The organism is Microvirga sp. HBU67558, from assembly GCF_018069605.1.
Taxonomy (GTDB): Bacteria; Pseudomonadota; Alphaproteobacteria; order Rhizobiales; family Beijerinckiaceae; genus Microvirga; species Microvirga terrae.
Map to the genome: position 1 here is coordinate 1 of NZ_JAGPUP010000557.1, position 25,119 is coordinate 25,119.

The 25,119-nt window shown below is 62.7% G+C and carries 21 protein-coding genes; 13 read left to right on the forward strand and 8 right to left on the reverse strand.

Features of this window, described 5'->3' with window-relative positions; all coding sequences use genetic code 11:
- Together KBI52_RS27105 and KBI52_RS27110 are read left to right on the forward strand one after the other, a co-directional pair.
- Positions 1-3,519 (forward strand): response regulator (locus KBI52_RS27105; protein ID WP_210812326.1); only part of this gene is annotated, 3,519 nt, incomplete at its 5' end.
- Positions 3,516-5,624, forward strand: coding sequence for a response regulator (locus KBI52_RS27110; protein ID WP_210812327.1), 2,109 nt, complete (start codon positions 3,516-3,518; stop codon positions 5,622-5,624). The genes KBI52_RS27105 and KBI52_RS27110, both read left to right, overlap by 4 nt.
- 470 nt (positions 5,625-6,094) lie before the next feature.
- On the opposite strand, the gene KBI52_RS27115 is transcribed toward KBI52_RS27110, so the two are convergent.
- A complete protein-coding gene (locus tag KBI52_RS27115) occupies positions 6,095-6,859 on the reverse strand; it encodes an SDR family oxidoreductase (protein ID WP_210272364.1) in 765 nt (254 codons plus the stop codon).
- 399 nt (positions 6,860-7,258) lie between these two features.
- Between KBI52_RS27115 and denD the strand changes: the two genes are divergently transcribed.
- Positions 7,259-8,239, forward strand: a complete 981-nt coding sequence (denD, locus tag KBI52_RS27120; RefSeq protein WP_173949611.1) for a D-erythronate dehydrogenase — start codon at positions 7,259-7,261, stop codon at positions 8,237-8,239.
- A 45-nt stretch (positions 8,240-8,284) separates the two neighbouring features.
- Here the strand turns inward: denD and KBI52_RS27125 are convergent, their stop codons facing one another.
- Positions 8,285-8,551, reverse strand: coding sequence for a hypothetical protein (locus KBI52_RS27125; protein WP_371823219.1), 267 nt, complete (start codon positions 8,549-8,551; stop codon positions 8,285-8,287).
- A 228-nt stretch (positions 8,552-8,779) separates the two neighbouring features.
- The gene (locus KBI52_RS27130) at positions 8,780-9,079 is read right to left on the reverse strand and encodes a hypothetical protein (protein WP_173949609.1); all 300 of its coding nucleotides are present in this window, start codon (positions 9,077-9,079) and stop codon (positions 8,780-8,782) included.
- Positions 9,080-9,265: 186 nt separating this feature from the next.
- Between KBI52_RS27130 and KBI52_RS27135 the strand changes: the two genes are divergently transcribed.
- The 5 genes from KBI52_RS27135 to KBI52_RS27155 all read left to right on the forward strand — a co-directional run bounded on the left by KBI52_RS27135 (position 9,266) and on the right by KBI52_RS27155 (position 14,037).
- Positions 9,266-10,585 carry a globin-coupled sensor protein gene (locus tag KBI52_RS27135; RefSeq protein ID WP_247654684.1) on the forward strand — a complete coding sequence of 440 codons (1,320 nt, stop codon included), beginning with the start codon at positions 9,266-9,268 and terminating at the stop codon, positions 10,583-10,585.
- A gap of 273 nt (positions 10,586-10,858) precedes the next feature.
- Positions 10,859-11,071, forward strand: a complete 213-nt coding sequence (locus KBI52_RS27140; protein ID WP_173949607.1) for a hypothetical protein — start codon at positions 10,859-10,861, stop codon at positions 11,069-11,071.
- A 173-nt stretch (positions 11,072-11,244) separates the two neighbouring features.
- Positions 11,245-12,225, forward strand: a complete 981-nt coding sequence (locus KBI52_RS27145) for a S1C family serine protease (protein ID WP_173949606.1) — start codon at positions 11,245-11,247, stop codon at positions 12,223-12,225.
- Positions 12,226-12,330: 105 nt separating this feature from the next.
- A complete protein-coding gene (locus KBI52_RS27150) occupies positions 12,331-13,167 on the forward strand; it encodes an aldo/keto reductase (protein WP_210812330.1) in 837 nt (278 codons plus the stop codon).
- A 36-nt stretch (positions 13,168-13,203) separates the two neighbouring features.
- On the forward strand, positions 13,204-14,037 hold the full coding sequence (locus KBI52_RS27155; protein ID WP_173949604.1) for an inositol monophosphatase family protein: 834 nt from the start codon (positions 13,204-13,206) through the stop codon (positions 14,035-14,037).
- On the opposite strand, the gene KBI52_RS27160 is transcribed toward KBI52_RS27155, so the two are convergent.
- Together KBI52_RS27160 and KBI52_RS27165 are read right to left on the reverse strand one after the other, a co-directional pair.
- Positions 14,028-14,669: a transcriptional regulator gene (locus KBI52_RS27160; RefSeq protein WP_173949603.1), complete on the reverse strand. Its 642-nt coding sequence runs from the start codon at positions 14,667-14,669 to the stop codon at positions 14,028-14,030. The two genes, KBI52_RS27155 and KBI52_RS27160, sit on opposite strands and share 10 nt — an antisense overlap.
- A complete protein-coding gene (locus KBI52_RS27165; protein WP_210812331.1) occupies positions 14,666-15,781 on the reverse strand; it encodes an aminotransferase class I/II-fold pyridoxal phosphate-dependent enzyme in 1,116 nt (371 codons plus the stop codon). Before KBI52_RS27165 ends, KBI52_RS27160 begins: the two co-directional genes overlap by 4 nt.
- Before the next feature lie 176 nt (positions 15,782-15,957).
- Between KBI52_RS27165 and KBI52_RS27170 the strand changes: the two genes are divergently transcribed.
- From KBI52_RS27170 to KBI52_RS27185, 4 genes are read left to right on the forward strand one after another with little or no spacing between them, the layout of a single operon-like run.
- The gene (locus tag KBI52_RS27170; protein ID WP_210812332.1) at positions 15,958-17,070 is read left to right on the forward strand and encodes an aminotransferase class I/II-fold pyridoxal phosphate-dependent enzyme; all 1,113 of its coding nucleotides are present in this window, start codon (positions 15,958-15,960) and stop codon (positions 17,068-17,070) included.
- 30 nt (positions 17,071-17,100) lie between these two features.
- Positions 17,101-18,480 (forward strand): M20/M25/M40 family metallo-hydrolase, encoded by a 1,380-nt coding sequence (locus KBI52_RS27175; RefSeq protein WP_247654679.1) that lies wholly within the window; start codon positions 17,101-17,103, stop codon positions 18,478-18,480.
- A complete protein-coding gene (locus KBI52_RS27180) occupies positions 18,477-19,439 on the forward strand; it encodes a pyridoxal-phosphate dependent enzyme (protein ID WP_173949599.1) in 963 nt (320 codons plus the stop codon). The genes KBI52_RS27175 and KBI52_RS27180 overlap by 4 nt, the downstream gene beginning before the upstream one ends.
- 13 nt (positions 19,440-19,452) lie before the next feature.
- On the forward strand, positions 19,453-20,409 hold the full coding sequence (locus KBI52_RS27185) for an ornithine cyclodeaminase family protein (protein WP_210812334.1): 957 nt from the start codon (positions 19,453-19,455) through the stop codon (positions 20,407-20,409).
- A gap of 16 nt (positions 20,410-20,425) precedes the next feature.
- Here the strand turns inward: KBI52_RS27185 and KBI52_RS27190 are convergent, their stop codons facing one another.
- The 3 genes from KBI52_RS27190 to serA all read right to left on the reverse strand — a co-directional run bounded on the left by KBI52_RS27190 (position 20,426) and on the right by serA (position 23,167).
- A complete protein-coding gene (locus tag KBI52_RS27190) occupies positions 20,426-21,031 on the reverse strand; it encodes a hypothetical protein (protein WP_210812335.1) in 606 nt (201 codons plus the stop codon).
- A gap of 195 nt (positions 21,032-21,226) precedes the next feature.
- Positions 21,227-21,805: a hypothetical protein gene (locus KBI52_RS27195; RefSeq protein ID WP_173949596.1), complete on the reverse strand. Its 579-nt coding sequence runs from the start codon at positions 21,803-21,805 to the stop codon at positions 21,227-21,229.
- A gap of 114 nt (positions 21,806-21,919) precedes the next feature.
- Positions 21,920-23,167 carry a phosphoglycerate dehydrogenase gene (serA, locus tag KBI52_RS27200; RefSeq protein ID WP_210812336.1) on the reverse strand — a complete coding sequence of 416 codons (1,248 nt, stop codon included), beginning with the start codon at positions 23,165-23,167 and terminating at the stop codon, positions 21,920-21,922.
- A gap of 627 nt (positions 23,168-23,794) precedes the next feature.
- On the opposite strand from serA, the gene KBI52_RS27205 reads away from it, so the two are divergent.
- A complete protein-coding gene (locus KBI52_RS27205) occupies positions 23,795-25,108 on the forward strand; it encodes an O-antigen ligase (RefSeq protein ID WP_210812337.1) in 1,314 nt (437 codons plus the stop codon).
- Positions 25,109-25,119 lie beyond the last annotated feature (11 nt).

The following is a 25,119-nucleotide window of genomic DNA, read 5'->3' on the forward strand; positions in this document are numbered from 1 at the left end:
CGCGGCGAGATCCTGGAGCTGAAGTCGACCATCAACACCATGGTGGATCAGCTCAACTCCTTCGCGTCCGAGGTGACCCGCGTGGCCCGCGAGGTGGGCATCGAGGGCAAGCTCGGTGGGCAGGCGCAGGTGCGCGGGGTCGCCGGCACCTGGAAGGACCTCACCGACAACGTCAACATGATGGCGAATAACCTCACCGGCCAGGTGCGCGGCATCGCCAGCGTGGTGACGGCGGTCGCCGAGGGCGATCTCAAGCGCAAGCTGACGGTGGATGCCAAGGGCGAAATCGCCGCGCTGGCCGAAACCATCAACGAAATGATCGACACGCTCGCCACCTTCGCCGATCAGGTGACTAACGTGGCCCGCGAAGTGGGCGTGGAAGGCAAGCTCGGCGGGCAGGCGAGGGTGCCGGGCGCCGCCGGCCTGTGGCGCGATCTCACGGATAACGTGAACCAGCTCGCGGCCAACCTGACCACTCAGGTGCGCGCCATCGCGGATGTGGCCACCGCCGTGACCAAGGGCGATCTGACCCGGTCGATTTCGGTGGAAGCCTCGGGCGAGCTGGCCTCGCTCAAGGACAACGTCAACGAGATGATCCGCAACCTGCGCGACACGACGCTCAAGAATGCGGAGCAGGATTGGCTGAAGACCAATCTCGCCAAGTTCACCCGCATGCTGCAGGGCGAGCGCGATCTCACCACCGTGTCCAACATGATCCTGTCGGAGATCGCTCCGCTCGTGAACGCGCAGCAGGGCGTGTTCTATACGGTCGAGACCGACGGGAGCGAGCCCATCCTGGAGATGGTTGCCTCATACGCATTCACGGAGAGAAAGCACCTTAACAACCGGTTCCGTCTGCGCGAAGGTCTGGTCGGGCAGGTCGCCTACGAGAGGAAGAGGATCCTGCTCACCAACGTGCCGGGCGACTACATCACCATCAGCTCGGCCCTCGGCGAGGCGCCGCCTCTCAACATCATCGTACTGCCGGTGCTGTTCGAACAGGAGGTGAAGGCGGTCATCGAGCTCGCCTCCTTCAGCCGGTTCTCGGAGACGCACCAGTCCTTCCTCGAGCAGCTCACCGAGTCGATCGGCATCGTTCTCAACACCATCGCGGCGAACATGCGGACGGAGGGCCTGCTGAAGCAGTCGCAGCTCCTGACCACCGAGCTGCAGAGCCAGCAGGAAGAGCTGCGGAACACCAACGACCGTCTGGAGCAGCAGGCTGCAACCCTGCGTCAGTCGGAAGAGCTCCTGAGGCAACAGCAGGAAGCGCTTCAGAAGACCAACGAGGAGCTCGAGGACAAGGCGCAGCTGCTCGAGCTCCAGAAGCGGGAGGTCGAGACCAAGAACCAGGAAGTGTCCGTCGCCAAGACGGCCCTGGAGGAGAAGGCCGAGCAGCTTTCGCTGACCTCGCGCTACAAGTCGCAGTTCCTGGCCAACATGAGCCACGAGTTGCGGACGCCGCTGAACTCGCTTCTGATCCTGTCGAAGCTGCTGACCGAAAACTCGGACGGCAACCTGACCGACAAGCAGAGGGAGTTTGCGAAGACCATCCACGCGGCGGGATCGGATCTTCTCTCGCTCATCAACGACATCCTGGATTTGTCGAAGATCGAGTCCGGCACTGTCAGCCTGGAAGTGTCGAGCGTCGCCTTCAAGGACCTGGTCGACAACATGGAGCGCACCTTCCGCCAGGTGGCGGAGGAAAGAAGGCTCGACTTCCATGTGGAGGTCGATCCCAAGCTGCCGCCCGCCATCCGGACGGATTCGAAGCGGCTGCAGCAGGTGCTGCGCAACCTCCTGTCGAACGCGTTCAAGTTCACGGAGCGCGGAGGCGTGACGCTTCAAATCGGATCGGCCGAGGGAACGCCCTTGAGGGCGGGAAGCCAGTGGATCGCCATGTCGGTGACCGATACGGGCATCGGCATCCCGGAGGAGAAGCAGCGCATCATCTTCGAGGCTTTCCAGCAGGCGGACGGCACGACAAGCCGGAAGTACGGCGGAACCGGTCTGGGTCTCTCGATCAGCCGCGAAATCGCCCGTCTGCTCGGCGGCGAGATCGTGGTGTCGAGCACGCCGGGGAGCGGCTCGACCTTCACGCTCTTCGTCCCGGTCGATCCTCCGGCCAGTCACGGAATTGCCGGCAGCGAATCCGCCGCCAGACCCAACGGAAATGGAGCAGGGCAGTACCTCGCCTCCGACGAATCGGCCGGATCGATGATCCGTCAGCCCTCGGCCGCAATGGCCCTTTCGGCCTCGCTCGACGATCGGCACGCGATCACCGGTGGTGATCGCGTGGTGCTCATCATCGAGGACGACGCGATGTTCGCCTCCGTCCTGCTGGAGCTCGCCCGGGAGGAGGGCTTCAGGGGACTGATCGCCATGGACGGGGCATCGGCCCTTGCCCTCGCGCATCGCTACAAGCCCCATGCGATCACGCTCGATATCGGACTTCCCGACATGGACGGCTGGGCACTCCTCGATCTGCTCAAGCACGATCCTCGCACCCGGCATGTGCCCATCCACGTGATCTCGGTCGACGATCAGAAGAAGCGCGGTCTCAAGGCCGGTGCCTTCGGGTTCCTGGAGAAGCCCGTCGACCGGGAAGCTCTCATGGGAGCGCTCAACCGCACCAAGGAGTTCATCGACCGGCCCGTGAAGAAGCTGCTTCTCGTCGAGGATGACGACAATCAGCGCATGAGCCTGTCCGAACTCATGAAGAGCGAACAGGTCGACGTGACCGCGGTGGGAACGGCCGAAAGTGCCCTGGAGGTGATCCAGGCGCGGCAGTTCGACTGCGCGATCGTCGATTTGGGTCTTCCCGACCTTCCCGGTGCGGAGCTCATCGAGCGCATCCGCAAGACGAAGGGAGGCGAGGAGCTGCCGATCGTCATCTATACCGGTCAGGACCTGACGAAGTCCGATGAGCGTCGGCTGCAGGGCATCGCCGCGACGCTCATCGTCAAGGGCGAAGGCTCGTCCGAGCGCCTCCTCAACGACACGGCTCTCTTCCTGCACCGGACGATCAGCGCCATTCCGGAAGAAAAGCACATCATCGTCGAGCGGCGTAGCGACAGTTCTCTCGAAGGCCGGAAGGTGCTGATCATCGACGATGACATGCGCAACATCTTCTCCCTGACGAGCGCACTCGAGCAGCATGGAATCTCGGTCGTCTTCGCTGAGAACGGACTGGAAGGCATCGAGAAGCTCCAGGCGAATCCGGATCTCGACGTGGCACTCGTCGACATCATGATGCCCGAGATGGACGGCTACGAGACCATGCGGGCCATCCGGAAGATTCCGCGCTACCGTGACCTTCCCCTCGTTGCGGTAACGGCGAAGGCCATGATGGGTGATCGCGAGAAGTGCCTCGAGGCGGGTGCGACCGACTACGTGTCGAAACCTGTCGATGTGGATCAACTCCTGGCCGTCTTGCGCGTTCAGCTCAGCCGGAGCACATATATCCCGGACGGGAGGATTGCTCCCAATGGTGCCGCAGAGACCGGGCTGAACACATGACGGAAGACGTAAGGCGAGGGGAGTCGGGTCTGGAACCGGACGATTTTCATCTCGTGTCGGCGCGTCCTCTTTCGGATCCGATACCGGCCAAAATTCTGGTTGTCGATGACGACCCCCGCAATCTGATCGCCGTCGAGGAGGTGCTCCGTTCTCCAGGCGTCGAGATCGTCACCGCCGATTCGGGTGAAGGAGCCCTGCGGCATGTGCTGAAGGACGACTTCGCCGTCATCCTTCTCGACATTCAGATGCCGCGTCTCGATGGATACGAGGTTGCGAGCCTGATCAGGAACCGGCCGCGTTCGTCGCGGGTGCCGATCTTGTTCCTGACGGCCTTCAACAAGGACGACATGCACGTCTTCAAGGGATACTCGGCAGGGGCGGTTGACTATGTCTTCAAGCCCATCGAGCCCCTGATCCTGAAGTCCAAGGTCGACATCTTCGTCGACCTTTACCGCAAGACCGAAGAGATCCGCCGGCAGGCCGAGCAGGAGCGGCGCCTGCTGATGGACAACCTTCATGTCCGCAGCGAAAAACTGAAGGCGGAACAGGCCCTGCGCCGGCGCGAAGAACATCAATCGATCGTCCTGCAGTCTCTGCCGATCGCGCTCTATACGGCTTCGGTCGAGGAGGATCACCGGCGTCTGCATTTCACCAACGAGAGCATCGAGCGCATCACCGGATTCGGTCCGGCGGCCTTCCTCGAGCGGCCCGACTTCTGGTCCTCCCGGATCAACCCGGAAGATCAGGAACGCGTCCTGATTCAGCTCAAGCGTCTAGGGGAAGAGGGAGCTGTCAATCTCGAGTACCGGTGGCGATGCGCCGATGGCGTCGAACGGTATTTTCTCGATCAGACGGTGCTCATGCGAGATGAGGACGGACGACCGCGTGAGTTCTTCGGCATGTGGTTCGACATTACCGAAAGCAAGCAGATGGAGCAGAACCTGCTTCACGCCAGCAAGCTCGAGGCCGTCGGCCGTCTCACTGGCGGAATCGCGCATGACTTCAACAACATGCTGAGCGTCGTGATCGGCAATCTCGACCTGCTGAAGAAATCCATTCAGGGCAACGAGAAGGCCGAGCGTCGGGTTCGCATGGCCCTGGAGAGCGCCCAGCATTGTGCGGATCTCACGTACAGGCTCCTGACCTTCTCGCGGCGTCAGGCGCTGCAGGTCTCGACGATCGACGTCACGAGCCTGATGCCGAGCCTTCTGGAACTGATGCGCAGAACGCTGGGCGAACATATCAATGCAAGCTTCCGTTCTGGCGACGGCATCTGGCCGATTCAGGTCGACCGTGCTCAGTTCGAGGCAGCCTTGCTGAACCTCGCGGTCAATGCGCGCGACGCCATGCCGGACGGCGGCGATCTGACGATCAGCATCGAGAACCAGGCTGTGGAGGAGGGCAGACCCACGCCCGGCGGCGAGTTCGTCGTGATTTCGGTCAGTGATACGGGCATCGGCATGCCGCCCGAGGTGCTCGAGAAGGTCTTCGAGCCCTTCTTCACCACGAAGGAGAGCGGCAAGGGGACCGGCCTGGGCCTGAGCATGGTCTATGGCTTCGTGCAGCAGTGCCATGGCCATGTGGAGATCGACAGCACGCCGAACGCCGGTACGACGATCCGCCTCTTCCTTCCCCGTTCTCATGAAGCTGCGGAAAGCGGGCCGGATCATCAACCAGGCATGGCTCATCCGTTCGGGGACGGGCGCACGGTGCTCGTGGTCGAGGACAACCCGGCAGTACGCCAGGTGGCGCAATCCACCCTTCATTCCCTCGGCTTCAAGGTGCTCGAAGCCGAGACCGGCGACGAGGCCGCCCGGCTCCTGAAGGCGAAGACGGACATCAAGCTCGTCCTTTCCGACGTTCGGATGCCGGGAGAACTCAGCGGCATCGACTTGGCGCGGCTTATTCAGCGGGAGCAGCCCGAGATCCAGGTTCTCCTGACCACCGGCTACTTCGATGGCGACGACAAGCTCGAAGACCTCAATCTTCTCTACAAACCCTATCGAGCAACGGACCTCGCAGAAAAGATCCAGTCGCTGATGAAGACGCCGCAGAGCGTCGAGTTGGAGAACACGGCGATCCACCAGGCTGCAGCTGTCGCTTAGCTCGGTTCAGACTAAGGTCGGGGGAGGAGTGTTGGCGTAGAAGATCATGCCTTCGAGCCCCGGCGCTTGCCCGCCCTCAGTCGTGCCCAGCGATGTTCGGAAGTCTCAAGAATGCACTCACGCCTCGGCGCTGAGGCTGTCCCGCCCCCCGCACCACGCCGTATAGAAGTCGCCAGTCCGATCGAGAACGAACACGGTCGGACGGTTCGATATGGCCGACCAGCATGCGGACTCGACGGCGAATTTCAGGGCCTTCGCGCGAAAATGGAACGATCCAAGATCCCGTCCGAATTGAGAAACAGTCCAGCGATCATGCTTAAATGCAACGCAGTACGCTCCGTGGGGCATGAAGCACCTCCCAAGTAGCTTTCCGGCAAATCACAGGTGACGTTGCTAACCACCCTGCGCCGAGATGGCAACCGCCAATGGCGATCTACGGCTCAAACGTTAACGCCAGGTTTCGGTGTCGTTCAGAGGGAGGCCGTCACACCGCCATCGACGTAGAGGATCTGCCCGTTGACGAAGTTGGCGGCATCGGATGCGAGGAACACGGCCGCTCCGATGAGATCCTCCAGCTCTCCCCAGCGGCGGGACGGCGTACGGGCAATGAGCCAGTCGGAGAAGGCCTTGTCGTCGACCAGGGCCTGATTGAGCTCCGTCTTGAAATAGCCCGGGCCGATGCCGTTGACCTGAAGGCCATGCTTGCCCCAGTCGATCGCCATGCCCTTCGTCAGCATCTTGACGGCGCCTTTCGTCGCCGCATAAGGGGCGATCGAGGGGCGGCCGAGTTCGCTCTGCACCGAGCAGATGTTGATGATCTTTCCCCGACCGCGCGGAATCATGCGCCTGGCAACCGCCTGGCTCACGTAGAAGACGCTGTCGACATTCGTCGTCATCAATTGGTGCCAAGCTTCCTCCGGGTAGTCCTCGAGCGGCCCGCGACGCTGCATGCCCGCATTGTTGATCAGGATGTCGATGGGCCCGACGTCGACTTCAATTTCCTCGACGGCCGCCATCACGGCGGCCCTGTCCGTCACATCGAAGGCCATCTCGAAAACCAGTGCGCCCTCGTCCCTAAGCTTCCGTGCCGCATCGGCGACTTTCTCGGGTCGGCGCCCGTTCAGAACGACCTGCGCTCCTGCTCGCCCGAGTCCGCTCGCGAGTGCGCAGCCGATCCCGGCGCTCGATCCGGTCACGAGGGCGATGCGACCTGACAGATCGAAGAGCTTCTCCATGTTCCTCATCATCGTCGGCCCCTGGTTGGCCCCGTACGTTCGGCAGAGAAGAAGACCTGGGTCGACGGCGTGCAGCGTGCGCTTCGCGTTCACCATCGGGCCGGGTTCGATTCCGCCGCACCGATCGCATAAAGGCCCGAATCCGATCGTCGATCAAGACGTCGCGTGCAGGCTGAAAGGACGAGACGCGGGATGGGCAGCAGGCTCGGTGGACAGGCTCCCGTACGTGCCGGCGTCCATGTACGCGGCACTGGACAAGGTTCGGCAAAAGTGACCTATTCTTCCTGAGCGAAACAGCGCCGCTGAATGGGTTTAATCTGCAGCGGCGGCGTCAACCCACATTTCCGACCTGGACGTCCATTGCGGTGACCGGGCATGACCTGAAAGGATTGCTGATCGATGCGGATCCTCATTCTCGGAGCGGCCGGCATGGTCGGCCGCAAGCTTACGGAACGCCTGGTGAAGGATGGCCGGCTGGGGCGAGAGGCAATCACGCGTCTCGACCTCCACGATGTGGTCGAGCCCGAGCGCCCCGATGCTCCCTTTGCGGTCGAGACGATGACGTCGGATTTCTCCATGCCGGGAGAGGCGGAGAAGCTCGTTGCCGGCCGCCCCGACGTAATTTTTCATCTCGCGGCCATCGTGTCCGGCGAGGCCGAGGCCGATTTCGACAAGGGATACCGGATCAATCTGGACGGCACCCGCTACCTGTTCGACGCGGTGCGGGTCGTCGGAGGCGGGTACAAGCCGCGGCTTGTCTTTACCTCCTCCATTGCGGTTTTCGGCGCCCCGTTCCCGGATGCGATCGGGGACGAGTTCTTCCTGACGCCGCTGACGAGCTACGGCGCGCAGAAGGCGATCGGCGAGTTGCTGCTGGCCGACTACACGCGACGCGGGTTCTTCGACGGCGTCGGAATACGGCTTCCCACGATCTGCGTACGCCCCGGCAAGCCCAATAAGGCCGCTTCAGGTTTCTTTTCAGGCATCATCCGCGAGCCGCTCAACGGTCAGGAGGCGATCCTGCCGGTCTCGACGGATGTCCGGCATGCCCATGCCTCGCCCCGGTCGGCCGTCAATTTCCTCATCCATGCGGCGAGCATGGACACCTCAAAGATCGGCCCTCGCCGCAGCCTGACCATGCCGAGCGTGTCGGTGACCGTGGGCGAGCAGATCGATGCGCTCCGGCGGGTCGCGGGCGACGAAGCCGTCGCTAGGATCCGTCACGATCCCGATCCCGCCATCATCCGGATCGTCGAAGGATGGCCCCGTCACTTCGATGCCCGCCGCGCGGAGAGCCTCGGCTTCCGGGCCGAGTCCAGCTTCGACGAAATCATTTCCATCTACATCGAGGATGAGCTTGGGGGCGTCAAGCCGAGGTGAGCAGCAGTCCTGAGCGACCCGGGCGGCTGGTCCTCGCGACGGGCCTCAGCCCCTCGGGCGCTCCGGAAAGAACCATTGCCGGAAAGAAGCCCATTTCTGGATCGCCCAGAGGGTGAAGCGACCGACCGGCTTCTGCAGGAAGGGGATGTCATAGGCGATCAGCAGCAGGCCCAGGGGGAGCATCCAGAGACCGAGAAACGGCAGGATCGAAAAGATCCCGCCCAGGATGAGCAGGATGCCCGCGGGAATCCTCACCCAGCGCGAATCCGGGTGACGGAGGCTGCGAAGGACGCGGGCAACCTTGCCCGGCACCTCCTGCTCCAGCCGCCTGAATGCCCGCCTCAGAACGACTCTTCCGCTTTCATGTTCCATGCTCTTCGAGACATCCATCCGCGAGAGGAGTTAAGACGCACCGGCAGGATTGCCGGGCTCTTCCTCGAGCTCAGCTCTTCTGGGCCGCGGACCTTGAACGCGACCTGAATCGGCACCTGCCGTCCGGCGGGACGGGATGAAAAGAACTCCGCTCCTCCGGGATGCGCTTTAGATCTCGAGCCCCGAGAGCGCGTCGGCGACCGCCCGCGTGCCCTGTTCCCGAGCCCTCATGAGCCTGAGAGCCCGCTCTTTCTGTTCGAGACGGTAGAGATATGGGTCGAATTCGAGCGGAAGCGCAGTATCACCGAGGTAACGCGGCTTTTCCGTCCGCTCATAATAATCGGCTCTCAACATCTGGCCGAGATGTTCCTGTACCGCATGGGGAAGCGGCGGCACATTGTGCCGCGAGGGAAGCGTCCGCGAACCGGAAAGGGAGGATCCTGAATAATCTGCAATGTTATCGAGCATCTCGAAGCCCCGCAAAACCGCTAAGGTTAACGCTTGGTTCATGGAATGGTTTCAGCGTGGATAGGTACAAACTGACGCAGATCACGGGTCACTGCCCCGGGTTGGCAGTCAGCTTCGGCCAAGCATGGCACCTTAGAGATTTCCCCAATTGCCGAATCCTGAGGAAGTCCATTGCAAAATGATTCATTGCTCGCTGAGCGGCTCGCGTTCATTGGAATCGATGGAAGGGTGTGCCACGATCTTCCCATCATCTGGAAGGACATCTCGTCCGAACTGCCCCGGATCCTTGAGCTGTTCTATGCCCATATGCATCGGCAGCCGCACCTGTCGAAGATGATCGGAACCCAGCAATCCAGGCTCGTGTCCGCCCAGATGCAGCATTGGGGCCGGCTGTTCAGCGGCAGGTTCGATGCGGCCTATGTGGAGGGGATCCAGCGCATCGGGCTCATTCACAACAAGATCGGCCTGGAGCCCCGGTGGTACATCGGAGGCTATGCTTTCATCATGAACGAGCTGGTGAAGGCGCTGTCGAAAAAGCACCGCTTCAACGCAGCAGCGCTCGCGCGCAAGCTGGCGGTGGTGAACCAGGCGGTCATGCTCGACATGGATTTCGCGATTTCCGTGTATCAGGATGCTTTCGTCCAGGACCGCCAGAAGAAGGGCGAGGTTCTGTCGCAGGCCGTCGCCGACTTCTCGGACGCCGTGCAGGAGAGTCTCGATATCTCAGGCCAGGCAAGTGGTGCCTTGTCGGAGAGTGCGATGGTTTTGGACGAAGCAACCGGGAGCGCCAGCAGCCTAGCCGTTCAGGTTACGACAGCGGCCGAGCAGACGGCGTCGAACATGCAGTCGGGAGCCGCCGCAACGGAGCAGCTTGCGTCGTCCGTGCGTGAGATCGGGCAGCAGGCGAGCCGCTCGGCCGACGTCGCGCGACATGCCCTGCAAAGCTCCCAACGTACGAAGGAATCCGTCAACGGATTGGCCGAGCAGGCAAGACAGATCGGAGATGTGGTCGACCTGATCGAGCGCATTGCGGCTCAGACCAATCTGCTCGCCCTGAACGCCACGATCGAGGCGGCCCGTGCGGGAGAGATGGGCAAAGGCTTTGCGGTCGTCGCGCAGGAGGTCAAGACCCTTGCGAACCAAACCGCCAAAGCCACGACGGAGATCGGCTCCCGCATCGGCGCGATCCAGGAGGCGACGCAACGCAGCGTGGCCGATATCGATGACATCGGCCGCATCATGGAGGAACTGAGCGGTATCGCCACGGCCATCGCCGCCGCGGTCGAGGAACAGGCCGCGGTAACCTCGGATATCGCGGTGAACGTCAGCCAGACCACCGATCATACGCATGCGGTCGTTCGCAGCATCGAGGCACTGACCGGATCGACGGCATCCGCGGCAGCAGCGGCGCAGCACGTCTCAAGCGCGAAGCAGACTCTGGATCAGCAGCTTGGTCGCCTGAGGCAGGACATCGGTCGGTTCCTGGCTACGGCGAGGGCTGCCTGAGCACCGTGCGAGAGAAGGCGGTCGTGATCCGTCAGCCCGGCTTTGTCCGATAGCTTGGACACGTGGAGTGCTCCAGGAGAAGGGCGTCGGATCAAGCGGCGAGGCCTTTGCCCTGCCCCGCGCGGGAAGGTCTTCCGACCCGCATTTGCGGCAGAATCGTGTCTTTTTGGGTACAGACACGAGTCCGCAAATCAGACACCTTGCCGACAGTTGCAGCCGAAAGTGCTTTTCGGAGCAGTTGACGGAGCCGTAAGGGCTTCTGTGGGGGCACAGGTGGATCAGACGGACCAGGAAATCGAGCAGATCGCTCGGGCATTCTTCGTCGCTCGGCATGAAACCGGGGTTTGGGAAACTGCGTCGCGGGTTCTGAAGCACGAGTTTCGTCTTTATGCCCGGCACGCGCTGCGCACACTCGAAAAGAAGCAGGAGCAGATCTGGGTTGAAGCCCAGAGCGTGGCTGTTATGGAAACCCGCGAGGCGGCGTAACGTACCCTCTGCCTTCACCACGTCGGGCACGTCGCGAAGTTGCACATCGTTGCCGGATCCTCTGTCTGGTGACGGGTTTTTCTGCGTCAAAAGGGGGAGGCCTGTTGAAGGCGCCGCGTTTCCTGCCATTTTGAAGGGTGCAGGCTCTCTGCCGGGAGCCTGAGGAGCAATTCATGCAATCACCCGACGAATGGGAAATCCCTCCTGAGTACCAGCCCGATCCGCGAACCCTCGACTATGATCTGAAGAATGCCCTGGCGGCCGTAGTTTCCCTTAGGGCGCGGGTGCCCGACGATGCCTTCACGGCGGAAACGCTCGGGACGGAGCGGGCCGGGCAGGGCGTCGTCATCCGGGATGACGGCTTGGTCGTCACCATCGGGTACCTGATTGCCGAGGCGGAAGAAGTCTGGCTCACGACCAACAAGGGCCGTGTCGTTCAGGCACATGTGCTCGCTTACGACTATGAAAGCGGCTTCGGATTGGTGCAGGCGCTCGAGCCCCTGGGCGTGCCGGTGCTGACCCTCGGGGATTCTCGACGTTTGCAGCCCGGTGACCAGGTCGTCGTCGGAGGCAGCGGGGGCCAGAGCCATTCGCTTGCCGCACAGGTTGTCGCGTGTCAGGAGTTCGCCGGTTACTGGGAATACCTGATCGATCCGGCCATCTTCACCGCGCCGGCGCACCCCAACTGGGGCGGAACGGCGTTGATCGGCCCGCGAGGGGACCTGATCGGCATCGGGTCTCTCCAGCTCCAGCACCAAGCTTCGGGCGGTACCGTCGTTCCTCTGAACATGAGCGTGCCCGTCGATCTCCTGAAGCCGATCTTGGACGAGCTCCTGACTCATGGGCGGACCAGAAACCAGCCAAGGCCGTGGCTCGGATTCTATGTCGCGGAGGCGGAGGACGATCAGATCATGATCATCGGGCTCGCCGGGGATGCCCCCGCACAGCGGGCGGGCCTGCGGGCTGGAGACCAGATCCATGCGGTTGCCGGTCAGCCGGTGACGTCGCTGGCCGAGTTCTATCGCGCCATCTGGGCTCTTGGCGCCGCCGGCGTCGATGTTCCCCTGACCCTTGAGCGGGAAGGAGACAGGTTCGATGTGACGGTACGATCTGCCGATCGGGGCCGCTTCATGAAGGGCCCTCGTCTGCAGTAGCAATCCAAGGGCCGGCACAAGCGCCAAAGCAGTGCGGGCACCATTGCTTTCCGTCAACGCTCGTGCCGCCCCGACGAGCATCATCCCCGACGAGGAGTTTGCGACATGAGCCTCAGTGCAATCCTGCCAGGAGGCGAGACCGTTCCGGCCCTAGGGCAGGGAACGTGGCAGATGGCCGAGCGGGCGGGCAACCGCGCGGAGGAGGTCGAAGCGCTTCGCCTCGGCGTCGAACTCGGCATGACGCTGATCGATACGGCCGAAATGTATGGAGACGGAGCCGCGGAGGAACTCGCGGGCGAAGCCCTTGCCGACCAGCGCGATCGTCTCTTCCTGGTGAGCAAAGTCTATCCCCACAATGCTAGTCGTCAGGGCGTCGTCGAGGCGTGCGAGCGGAGCCTCAAGCGCCTGCGGACGGACCGGTTGGATCTCTACCTCCTGCATTGGCGCGGCGGCGTGCCGTTGGAGGAGACCGTAGCCGGCTTCGAGGAACTCCGGCGCTCCGGCAAAATCCGCCATTGGGGGGTCAGCAACTTCGATGTGGATGACATGGAGGAGCTGTTTCAGGCACCCGGAGGGGCGACCTGTGCGACCAACCAAGTGCTCTATAACGTCACCCGGCGTGGACCAGAATTCGATCTCCTTCCATGGATGGCCGAGCGCCGCATGCCGCTCATGGCCTACAGCCCGGTCGAACAGGGCAGGCTCCCCCGCGGGGGCGTGTTGCAGACAATCGGTCAGTCTTACGGCGCAAGCCCGTTCCAGGTCGCGTTGGCCTGGCTTCTGCAAAAGCCGAACTTGATCGCGATCCCCAAGGCCTCCCGTGCCGAGCATGTACAGGACAATCATCGAGCGCTTGAGATTCGGCTCAGTCCGGAGGATCTTGCAGCGATCGATGGAGAATATTCTCCGCCCCGGCGCAAGCGCCCACTTGAGATGATCTAGCAGGTTGCCGAGAAACAAGAGGGATACCAGACGCTCATGACCTTTACCCGAGCCGATGCACTCGACGTCGCGCATATCCTCAGGACGACGGCTCAGGCCGAGATTCTGCCGCGGTTCCGCAACCTGTCTGCTGACGCCATCCGGACCAAGTCTTCGCAGCTCGACCTCGTGACGGATGCCGACGAGGCCGCCGAGCGCGTCATCGAAGCCGAGCTCCTGCGCCGGTTCCCGGGAGCTCTGGTCATCGGCGAGGAGGGCGTGAGTCGCAACGCGAGCCTGCTCGACGGGCTCGGTGACGCTGACCTCGCGTTCATTCTCGATCCCGTCGACGGCACGCTGAATTTCGCCTCCGGGCTGCCGCTCTTCGGTGTGATGGCCGCTGCGGTGATGAAGGGCGAGATCGTCGGCGGCGTGATCCTCGATCCGATCTCTGACGATTGGGCCATGGCGGTCCGCGGCGAAGGGGCGTGGATCCAGCGCCCGGACGGCAGCAGCAGCCCGCTTCAGGTTGCCGCACCGACGCCCCTGTCACAGATGGCGGGTAATGTCTCATGGCGTTATCTGCCCGAAGACCTCCGCCCTGTAGTGACGAGGAATCTGCCGAAGGTCGCGATGGCGGCCGATCTCCGCTGTGCGGCCCACACCTACCGCCAGACCGCGGCCGGCTACCTTCACTTCTCGTTCTCGTCCAGCGTGATGCCGTGGGATCATGCAGCTGGATGGCTGATTCATCAGGAGGCTGGCGGCTACACGGCGCATTTCGACGGTTCGCCTTACCGTCCCGTGAATCGCAGCGGCGGTCTCATCAGCGCGCCGGACAGGGAAAGCTGGCAGGCCATTCGCGACGCGCTCCTGCCGCCTCAGGCCTGATCCTTCTTGAGGTAGTTGTAGACCGTGGCACGGCCGAGACCGAGCACGCGGGAGATATAGGCCGCCGCGTTGCGCCCGCCGAACGCTCCGTCACCGGCCAGATCCGCGACGAGCTGCTGCTTCTGTGCGCGGCTCATCTCGGTGATGGTGAGACCGCGCGCGCGAGTCCAGGACTGGATGTACTCGTTGATCCGTTCATGCCAGTCCTCCTTGAATAGCGAGGCTGGCTTCTCGGGTGATTGCGGCACGGCGACGAGCGCATTCAGCGTCTGCATGACGGCATGGAAGTGCGAGACGTCCACATTGATGCACAGGATACCGATGGACTTCCCGTTCGTGCGCAGGACGGCGCTGACAGATTTGATGCGCCGGCCGTCCCAGTTCACTTTCTCATAGGGCCCAATGATGATGTCGGACGGTTTGAAGTCGATCTCGTGGAGAAGGGACGGCTCGCCGAGTTCCCGCTTGGAGAACGGGTTGGAGAGATGCACCACGGTCTCGGTCGCGAGATCGTGGAGCACGACTTCCGCGTAGGGCTGGAAGAGAAGGGCGATGGCGTCGCAGACCGGCGCATAGCTCGCCAGCTCAGGTGTGAGCGCCACTGCGTCGCTCGCCTTGCTCGCGCGGCTCATCTGTTCTGTGCGCGCACGAAAGCCGCGAGCCTTTCCAAGCCGGCTTCCAGATGATGGGCGGGAGCTCCGATGCCGACCCGGATGTAGTGATCCATGCCATAGACGTCACCCGGCAGGAGCATGATGCCGCGCTCTTCGCGCAGGCGGTGCACCAACTCGGTCGAATTCATCGGCATGGCATAGCGGACGAAGGCCATTCCGCCGGCCTTGGGTGACACGAAGGAGAACAGGTCGTTGTTGTGATCGACCCAGCGCTGCAGCAGCGCGAGGTTCTCGCGCAGGATGCGCTTGCTGCGGGCGAGGATCTCCTGGCGCTTGGCGGGCTGCACGGCGATCTCCGCCACGAACTCGCTCACGGCGCCTGTCGTGATTGACGTGTAGTCTTTGCGCTGCCAGGACGCGTAGATCTCCTGAGCTGGTCCGACCAGCCAGCCGATGCGCAGGCCCGGAAGCGCCATGGCCTTCGACAATCCACTCGTGATAATCGCTTTCTCGTAGAGATCCGCGAAGCTCGGAGGCTCGTCCTGGTCTAGCTCCGCGCCCTTGTAGACCTCGTCAGCGTGGAGGTAAATGCCGTGTTGGCGCGCGATCGCCACGAGGCCATCCATCGTCTCGCGGGACAGGACGGCCCCGGTCGGGTTGTTGGGATTGCAGATGGTCATCATCTTCGTGTGGCTGGAAATCGCCTTGCGGACGTCGTCGAGGTCCGGGGTCCAGCCGAGCTCCTCGCGAAGCAGGACCTCCTTGACGGTGACGCCGATGGCGCGGGCCCAACCCCAGATCTGCAGATAGTTCGGGACGAAGACCACGAGTTCGTCGCCGGGCTCCAGCACGGACATCACGAGGAGAAAATTCGCCTCTGCCGAGCCATTGGTGACGATCACGTGGTCCGGGTTGCGGTTTGGATGGAGATTGGCGATCGCCCGCCGCAGCTCCACGCGGCCGTTCGTCCAGCCATAGCCCAGTTCCACGTCGAGCACCTGGGCCTGCTGCTCCGGGGTCAAAAGTTCGCGCAGCGAATAAGGATGTACGCCGCTGTCGGACAGGTTGTACTCAACCGTGTTCTCATAGAGCGACTGGATGCGCTCGAGCGTGAACTCTTCGATCTTCATGGCCATCCCCGCACTGCAAAGCAACGTACCGGGTCTGTAGCATCAGGCTTTTGGACTTCATAGTCCAAAATGGACTTGACTGTTTAATTGCTTGGCTGCCATGGTCCGGTCTCCCGAATGCGCGCCTACGATCCGCTGCATCCGGAGTTTCTTCCTCATCCCGAATGGAGCCTTGAGTGCAGTTCGATACCTTCCTGATGGAGCGGAACCAGACGCTGTACGAGAACGGTGTCGAGATCAATCTGACGGAAAGCGGGGTCCATCCCTGCACCATCGAGGAGATCTTGCCGGCCGATCACGCGCAGGCGCTGCTGCGCCAGCCGCTCGGCTACGGCTGGACGGACGGGAGGCCGGATCTCAGGGCCGCCATCGCCAACTGGTATCCGGGCGCCTCGGCGTCCAACGTTCTGGTGACCAACGGATCGTCGGAGGCGACGATGATCGCCCTGATGGCGCTGGTCGATCCAGGCGACAAGGTGCTCTTCGCGGTTCCCAACTTCATGCAGGTGGATGGACTCGGGCGGGCCCTGGGCATGTCCATCGAGCGCCTTCCCCTTCTCGCCGATCACGGCTGGCAGATCGATCCGGAAGGTCTGGGTGCCGCCATGGACGGCGTGAAGCTGATCTGCGTCACCAATCCCGGCAACCCGACCGGTGTGGTCCTGTCGTCCCGGAGCCGCGATGCGCTGCTGGCGGCCGCGCAGAAGGCGGGCGCGTGGCTGATGGTCGACGAGATCTATCGGGGCGGCGAGATCGACGGGGCGGAGACGGAGACATTCTACGGGGGCTATTCCCGCGTCATCGTCACCAGCAGCCTGTCCAAGTCTTTCGCCTGTCCGGGCCTGCGTCTCGGCTGGATCGTCGGGCCGGAGGGCGTCGTCGAAGAGGCGGCCAAGCGGCAGGACTACACGACGATCGGCAGCGGGATCCTGAGCCAGATCCTGGGGGCGGCCGTTATGGAGCCAGGGAATCGCGAGCGCATCCTGGCGCGAGGGCGGACCCTCCTGCGCGCGAACGCCGACATCGTAGAGGGCTGGGTCGAGAAGCGGAACCGCTGGTCCTGGCAGCGTCCTGCGGCGGGCGGCATGGCGTTCCTGCACTACGATTTCGACATGCCGTCCGAAGAGTTGTCGAACAGGCTGCGGGAAGAGGAAAGCGTCTTCGTGGTGGCCGGGGCCTGGTTCGGAATCGAGCGCCACATCCGTCTCGGCATCGGCGTAAAGACCGAGGATCTGGTCGAGGGGCTGGCTCGCCTCGACGCGTTTCTCGTCCGCCACGGTCTAGGGTAGGGCCTACACGCGATGCGGCGGAACGACCACTTGCTGCGAGCCGCGACGGATCTCCGCCGCCTCGTCGCTATTCCATCGGTGAGCGCGCGGGCTCAGAATCTGCCCGAATGCGCCGAGGCCGTGCGCGATCTCCTCGACGGCGCCGGCTTTCAGACCGAGATCCATCCCGGCGGGATCGGCCCCTTCGTAGTCGGCGAGATCGGCGAGGGGCCTTTGTCCGTAATGGTTTACAACCACTACGACGTGCAGCCGGAGGATCCGCTGCCCTTGTGGGACAGCCCTCCGTTCGAGCTGAGCGAACGCGGCGGGCGCTGGTACGGACGGGGTGTCGCCGACGACAAGGGCGAGTTCGTCAGCCGCCTCGAGGGCTGGCGCCTGTTCCGGGAACGGTATCCCGAGCCTTTGCCCTTCAAGCTCATCTGGCTGGTCGACGGCGAGGAGGAGATCGGCAGCCCGTCGCTCGAAGCATTCCTGAAGGCTCGCTTCCAGGACGAGAAGGTCGATGTCTGCTGGTGGGAATACGGCGAGATCGACTCGAGCGGCCGGCCCATCATCCTGTGCGGCTTCAAGGGCGTGATGGCCGTCGAGCTGCGCTGCCGGACCGCGACGGCCGACCTGCATTCGAGCTTGGGCGTGATCTTCGACAACGCCCTTTGGCGGCTTGCCGCCGCGACCGCTTCCCTGCGCGACAATGCGGGCTGCGTTCTGATCGACGGGTTCTATGATGCGATCCGGCACCCCGCACAGGAGGAGCGGAGGCTCGCCGGCACGCCGCCGTTCTCGTTTCGCAGCCTCGTTCAGGCGACCGGCGGGCAGCGGGTTCTCCAGGGCATCGACGAGGAGAATTTCTACACGGCTTTGAATTTCTCCCCATGCATGAACGTCAATGGCTTTTCCGGCGGCTATACGGGCGAGGGAGCCAAGACGGTCGTGCCGGCGCAAGGCTTGGTCAAAGTCGACTTCCGCCTCGTTCCCGACCAGGATCCCCAGCAGATCGTGGGTCTTCTGCGCGCGCATCTCGACCGGCATGGCTTCGACGATGTCGAGCTCATCGTTCACGATGCCAACGTGAAGCCTATTCGATCGTCGACCAATCACTGGTTCATCCAAGACGCGAAGACAATCCTGGAGGAACACTTCGGGCAACCTGTCATCGTGCAGCCGAGTTCGCCGGCCTCCGGCACGGCTCATCCTTTTGTCGAGCAGCTCGGCGCGAGTATCGTCGGCATCGGCATCACCCATCATGGGGCGATGCTCCACTCGCCGAACGAGAACATCATCATCAGCCAGTTCGAAGCCATGATCGAATGCTCTGCCGCGCTCTTCCAAACGATCGCCGAGCGAGCGGCGGGACAGAGGCCGATCCCTGCGGCGAGTTCCGTCGAGTCGTCGAATGAGGTGACGCCATGAACAGCATCGTTCTCGAAACCGCCGCGCGGTCGGTCCAGGCGCGCCGGCGCATCCGACCGCACATCTTCGAAACGCCTCTGCTGCCGTCCCGTCAGATCGGCCGCGAGACCGGATCCTCCGTGTACTTCAAGGCCGAGAACTTTCAGCTCACCGGATCCTTCAAGATTCGGGGTGCCGCGAGCAAGATGACATCGCTCGGACTCGACCGTGGCGTCATCACAGCCTCGTCGGGCAATCACGGCATCGCAACGGCGCAGGCGGCGAGTTCCATCGGGCAGGTCTTGACTGTCGTCCTGCCTGAGACGGTTTCGCAAGCGAAGCTCGAGCGGATCCGCTCCTTCAACGTCAATGTTATCCTGCATGGTGCCGAGAGCGGGCTGGCAGAACTGCACGCCCAGCAGGAGGCAGCCTCCCACGGCCTGGTCTATGTCTCTCCCTATAACGATCCCGAGGTCGTGGCCGGGCAGGGCTCTATCGGACTGGAGCTCCTCGAGCAGGCTGACAGCATCGACAACGTCTTTGTCTCTATGGGAGGCGGAGGCCTGATCGGCGGCATCGGATCCGTGCTCAAGAGTTTCAGCCTGCGCACGCGGATCTTCGGCGTAGCGGCTCAGAACTCGGCGGCTCTCGCTGCGGCCATCGAGGCGGGACGTGTCGTCGAAACGGAGCATCTGGATACGCTTGCCGACGGCGTGGCCGGCGGTATGGACGAGGACAGCATCACGCTGCCGCTTGCGCTCTCCGTGATCGACGGAGTCGTGGCATGCACGGAAGCCGAGATCGCCGGAGCTCTTCGGGATCTGGCCTTCAAGGAGAACCAGATCGTCGAAGGCGCCGCGGCCCTTGCTCTTGCCGGGTTTCTCAAGGTTGCGGAGCGCTGCAGGGGGCAGACCAACATCGTGGTTCTCTGCGGGGCCAATTTCGACCGCGAGAAGATCTTCTCCATTCTGAACGATTAGAACTGGAAGCGCCATGGCGCCTGCATCCCGCATCACCTTTCTCGAGCTTCCGCAGATCGAAGAGCGCCTCAAGGGGCTCGATCTGGTTGCCCTGATGGAAGAAGCTTTCGCGGCCTTCTCGCGAGGCGAGGCGGTGGTGCCAGCGCCCGGTGAACTGCTTCTCGACGATCCGCCGGGCGAGGTGCACATCAAGTATGGGTATCTGACGTCAGGCGGCACTTACGTGATCAAGGTGGCCTCCGGGTTCTGGAACAATCCGGCGAAAGGCCTCAACAGCAGCGATGGTCTTCTCCTCATCTTCAGGAAAGAGACGGGAGAGCTCGCCGCGGTGCTCAACGATCGGGGACGTTTAACGGACCTGCGCACCGCCGCCGCCGGAGCGGTCGCGGCCAAACACCTGGCGCCCGCGAGAGTGGATGCCATCGGTGTACTCGGTTGCGGCATTCAGGCCGAGCTGCAGGTGCAGGTGCTGCAAGCCGTTCGGCCCTGCCGCAACATTGTGATTTGGGGGCGAAACCCCAAGCATGCACTCGCTTATGCAGAGCGCATGCGGAGCAGGGATTTCTCTGTCGAGATTGCTCCATCTCCGTCAGAGGTAGCGTCCCGCTGCCGGCTGATCGTCACCGCAACCGCCAGTCCGTCACCGCTCCTGCGGTGGAGCGATTTGTATCCTGGGACCCACATCACGGCCATCGGCGCCGACAGCGCCGAAAAGCAGGAATTGGACGAAGCGATCATCCACAATGCCGACATCGTTGTAACGGACAGCAGGCGCCAGGCCGGGTCGCGGGGCGAGCTGGGACGGGCCTATGGCCCAGACGCGACTATGAGCAGAGTGCTGGAGATCGGCGAGATCATCATGGGCACGGCGCGGGGACGCGCGACGCCAGATCAGATTTCGGTTTCGACCTTCTCCGGATTGGCCGTTCAGGACATCGTGATGGCGTCGGCGGTTCTGCAGCAGCCCTAGAGGCTGCGCGGACCGATCAGCCGGTCAGTTCGATGCGGCCGATCAGGGCATCGATCTCGATGATCTTCTTGAGCCGGCGCTTGCATTGCCTGTCGAGATACCAGGCTCTTCCGATGCTCAATCCTAGAATCGGCAGGGCCCAGACAATGCTGACCGCCTTCAGGAGAACCAAAGCAAGGAACGCAACAGAGAGGATCCAGGCCTCGATCCGCCCGAAGCCTTCCGTGAGTTCGTTCTTCACGAGCAGGTGCTGCCGCTCGATCAGAAGCTGACCTCGCGCTCGGTCGAGCCTGTCCCGTTGCGCCATGGACGGGAGGGCGCTGCGTAGGGTTTCGAGAGAGCCCTTGATCTGCGTCAGGTGCGGTGCTCGTTCCGCCGTTTCGTGCTCGCGTGCAACTGGCACGAAGGCTGCGGTGATGCGGCGATAGAAGGCCACGAGCGCGGGCGGGTGATTGTCCTGCTCGGTCTGGACCCCGTCGGGAGGGAATCGGGCCGTGATGCGATTGCGGACGAAGGAGGTGAGCGAGGCGGCCTTTTCGTTCCGGGCCGTGCGTCCGAAGGAGTTCGCAACGTGTTCGGCGATAGCGGGTTCTACCGCAGCCCCGACTCTGTCCGTCGACATCAACAGCTTCCTTCACGTCTGCGCCTGGGACAAGGATGCGCCGTGTCGTTGAGCCGATGGCTCAGGCCACTACACGTTCCCATTCCACTGCGGCTTTCCTCACCGTGAGGGAGTATGGTTAATGAACGGTTAAGCATGGCCCCGGTAACCGTGCGCCGGGGAGAGCCTGCGCCTCGCAGGGAGTTGCAGCCTGTATCAGCGTTGTTCGTCCGAAAGCATGCCGGCGAGATCCTGCAAAAACTTGATGGATGCGGGCGGGCGGCCCTCCTGTTCGGCGATCTTGATGATGTTGTTCAGGATGTGGGCGATTTCGCTCAGCTTGGCGACACGACCTGCCGAGAGAACGTGGAAAAAGGTCGAGAAGGCGACGGCGATGGCCTGATCGTGCTCTTCGAGGCGGCGGCACTGCTCCTTGAGCGCCTTGATGTCCCTTTCCTGAGCCGAAACGATCTCGACCAGGGTCAGCATCTGTTCTGCCAGGGTATCCACTGAAGCGTTCATATCGGATGGGCGTCCCAATTCTTCGATTCTGGTGAGAGGAAGCGGCTGAAAATCTGCGGCGACTTGGAGGCGGAGCGACTCGCCGACGGCGTGCAGCGCGGATGACAGGCGATCTGGTGCCTCCGATTGGGGGGCGACGGTCGCGGATGGTGACGGACCAGGCACAGCCTCAGATTCATCCGCGGTGATCCTGGGCAGACCTGTCGCGCGGGTGAACCCGGACATCGCCTGTCGCACGAATCGACGCACCTTCACCTGAACATCGGCAATCACGATCCCACGTCTGCTCCCGCCAACCTGCACGCAGCCTCCTCGAGAGAAAGGCGCCTGACGGTACCATGACTTCCGAGGAAATGCTTCAGGAAGCTCTCGCACGTGCGAGACAGGTTATCCTCTTGCGTAGAGCAGCCGCGCCCGAATGGTCCCGTCGAGTGCGCGAATCTCGTCCAAGGTTTCCCGGCTTTGCTCCGGCAATCCTTCCGCTTCGATCACGACATAGCCGATCTCGCCGTCGGTTTGCAGATGCTGGCCCGTGATGTTGAGGCCGCGCTGCGAGAAGGCGTTGTTGAGGCGGCCGAGGATGCCCGGCACGTTGCGATGCACATGGATGTAGCGCGTGCCGGCGCCGCGGGACGGAAGCTGGACCTGTGGGAAGTTGACGGCCCCGACCGTCGTTCCGACGTCCGAATATTCGACGAGTTTCTTCGCAACCTCGGCGCCGATCCGTTCCTGCGCTTCTTCCGTCGATCCACCGATGTGAGGTGTCAGAATAACGTTTGGGAGCCCCTGTAGGGGGGTCACGAACGGCTCCTTGTTGGAGGTGGGCTCGGCCGGAAATACGTCCACGGCCGCGCCGCGGAGGTGTCCGCTCCTCACAGCCTCCGCGAGGGCGTCGAGATCGACCACGGTGCCGCGACTGTTGTTGATCAGATAGGCGCCCTTCTTCATGGCGGCGATCTCAGCGCGCCCGATCATGCCGTGCGTGGCGGGCGTCTCCGGAACGTGAAGGCTCACCACATCGCTCTGGTTCAATAGGGCGTTCAGGCTATCGGCAGGTTCGGTGTTCCCGTGGCGCAGCTTGTCCGTCTGATCGAAGAAGATGACCCGCATTCCCATCGCCTCGGCCAAGTAGGACAACTGGGAGCCGATGTTGCCGTAGCCCACGATGCCGAGCGTCTTGCCGCGGACCTCGTGGCTGTCGACCGCCGACTTGTCCCATTGCCCGGCATGAGCGGCGGTGGATTTGGGAAATGTGCGCCGCAGCAGCATGACGATTTCGCCGATCACCAGTTCGGCGACGCTTCGGGTATTGGAGAAGGGGGCGTTGAAGACGGGAATGCCTGCATGGCGTGCGGCTTCCAGGTCGACCTGGTTCGTGCCGACGCTGAAGCAGCCGATAGCGATCAGCCGGTTCGCGGCTTCAAGGACCTTTCGCGTCAGCTGTGTTCTTGAGCGGATCCCGAGGAGATGGACACCCTGCAACGCTTCAATCAGGTGATCTTCGTCGAGAGCCGTCTTGAGATAGGTCAGGTTCGTGTAGCCGGCGCCTCTGATCAGCTCGACAGCGCTGTCGTTCACCCCCTCGAGCAAGAGAACGCGGATCTTGTCTTTCTGAAGAGAGAACATCTCGGACATGTCAGCTCCAATTGGCCTTGCGCCGGCATGCCATACCCCGCCTCAGCGGTCGCGGAAATCCCCTTCCGTGCATTGAGCCCATGCCTGGCGGAGAGGCGCCTCGACCGGAGGAGCCTCATACCTCCTATGCGCCGTCCTCCCAGAGTGGGCCTGGAGTATCATGACTCAATCCGGCTGCGGAGGCGGCCGGTCAAGGAGACGGGAGCCGTTGCCGGATGTACGCACGGCTCCCGTTCCATTGTGGCACGGGTCTTGTCATTCTAATCCCGGTCGTCCCCGAACCTAGGCGTCCGCGCCGAAATTCCCTCGAAAATCCTGCGGTGCGCCGATGAGACGTCGTCCTCTCGGTGCATGCCTGGGTCCCATCCTGCTCAGCACCGATCCATTGCCGCGAAGCTGACCCATCGGCTATCCTGGGTCAGCGCCGTCAGGGTTCCGCTCCCCGGCAAGGGGCAGGTCACCATTGGGCGATCCAGCCGAACCGGGAACGTCGGGCCCTGTTTGAACTAGTAATGCTGTTGCGGATTGATTGCTGATGTGGCTGCTATTGGGAACGCCCGGGCACACGTTGCAGAATCCCCAAAGATCGAATTGTCAAATCGAAGTATCGAAATTAAGAGATCACGCATGTTTGCTGAATATAGACCTGCCTATAAGCAAGAACATGCGGAAGACATGCTAAGTCTTGCGGGCATCGAAGAGCCCGAGACGAGGCAACTTACAGAAAAAAGCCGTCGCCTCAGCGTGCATCTCGACAACATTGGGCATGGTCTGATCGTCAGCCTGCCGGTGGCCATGGTGGTCGCCAACCGGTCGTCTCCCTTGCTTCTCACCTGCGCGGCTCTTTTTATTCTCGCCGCGCGATTGATCTCCGGAACTGCGGCTCCGCACCGTTTGGCCGTACGGAGGCCTCGAACAGGTGTCCTCATCCTCGTCCTCTGCGGGGTCGCCTACCCACTGGTCACGCTCGGCTGGGCCATTAAACCGGCCGTGGGGCTGTTTTCCTGGGGCGAGGCTGTCCTTCCGGCCGTATCGAGTGCGATCCTGATCCTCAGCTGGCGCGCGGCGCCCCCGCCCCGGTGGATGGCCAAAGGCTTGGCGCTGGCACTGATGATCGCGGCAGCACTGATCGCCGCGGAGCTCCTGCTCAACTTCCCCTTGCGGCATATCCTCCGCGACCGCGTAGGGACCTTCATTCACAACAGACCAACCGTGACTCTGTTTCTGCTGCTTGGGCCTGTGATCGCCCTGCTCGGGTTCCGAAAGCGGCGGACGCTTTGCCTTGTGCTGTTGCTGGCAACAGTTCCTACGATCGTCATCTCCGACAGCGAGGCCGCGAAGCTTGGCCTGCTGGCTGCAGTCGGGACTCTCGCGCTCAGCTACGCCCCCTTCGCCTGGGTGAGGCGATTCCTGACGGTCGCGCTTCTCTGCCTCATCTGGGTGCAGCCGTTTTTCGGCGGTACCGTTGCCAGATCCGTGCCCGACAGCATGGTCGAGGCGACCAAGGGGGCCCACACGCGGGAGCGCATCGAACTCTGGCAGGCCTTCAGCGACGTCGCTCGCCGGTATCCCGTCTTCGGAACAGGCTTCGCATCATCGCCGCATTTGGGCAATCATCCAATCGCCGCTGAAATCAATCCTGCTTATCGTGAGATGCTGAAAGTCGGCCATCCCCATAATGCTTTCCTCCAGGTGTGGGTCGAGCTGGGGGCGGTTGGCGCTCTCTTATTGAGCTTTCTCACCCTGTGGGTGATGCGGTGTCTTGCCACCGCGCCGGCCGATATCCGCCGTGTCGGACTGATGACCCTCATGTCGGCGAGCGCGATCGCGCTGGTCAGCCACGGCGCATGGCAGGGCTGGTGGATTTCCGCCGTGACTCTGGCGGCCGCACTCCTGACCCTTCGCTCGACATCCCGGAGGAACGCGCAAGGCCCCAAGTAACAAGGCCCCAA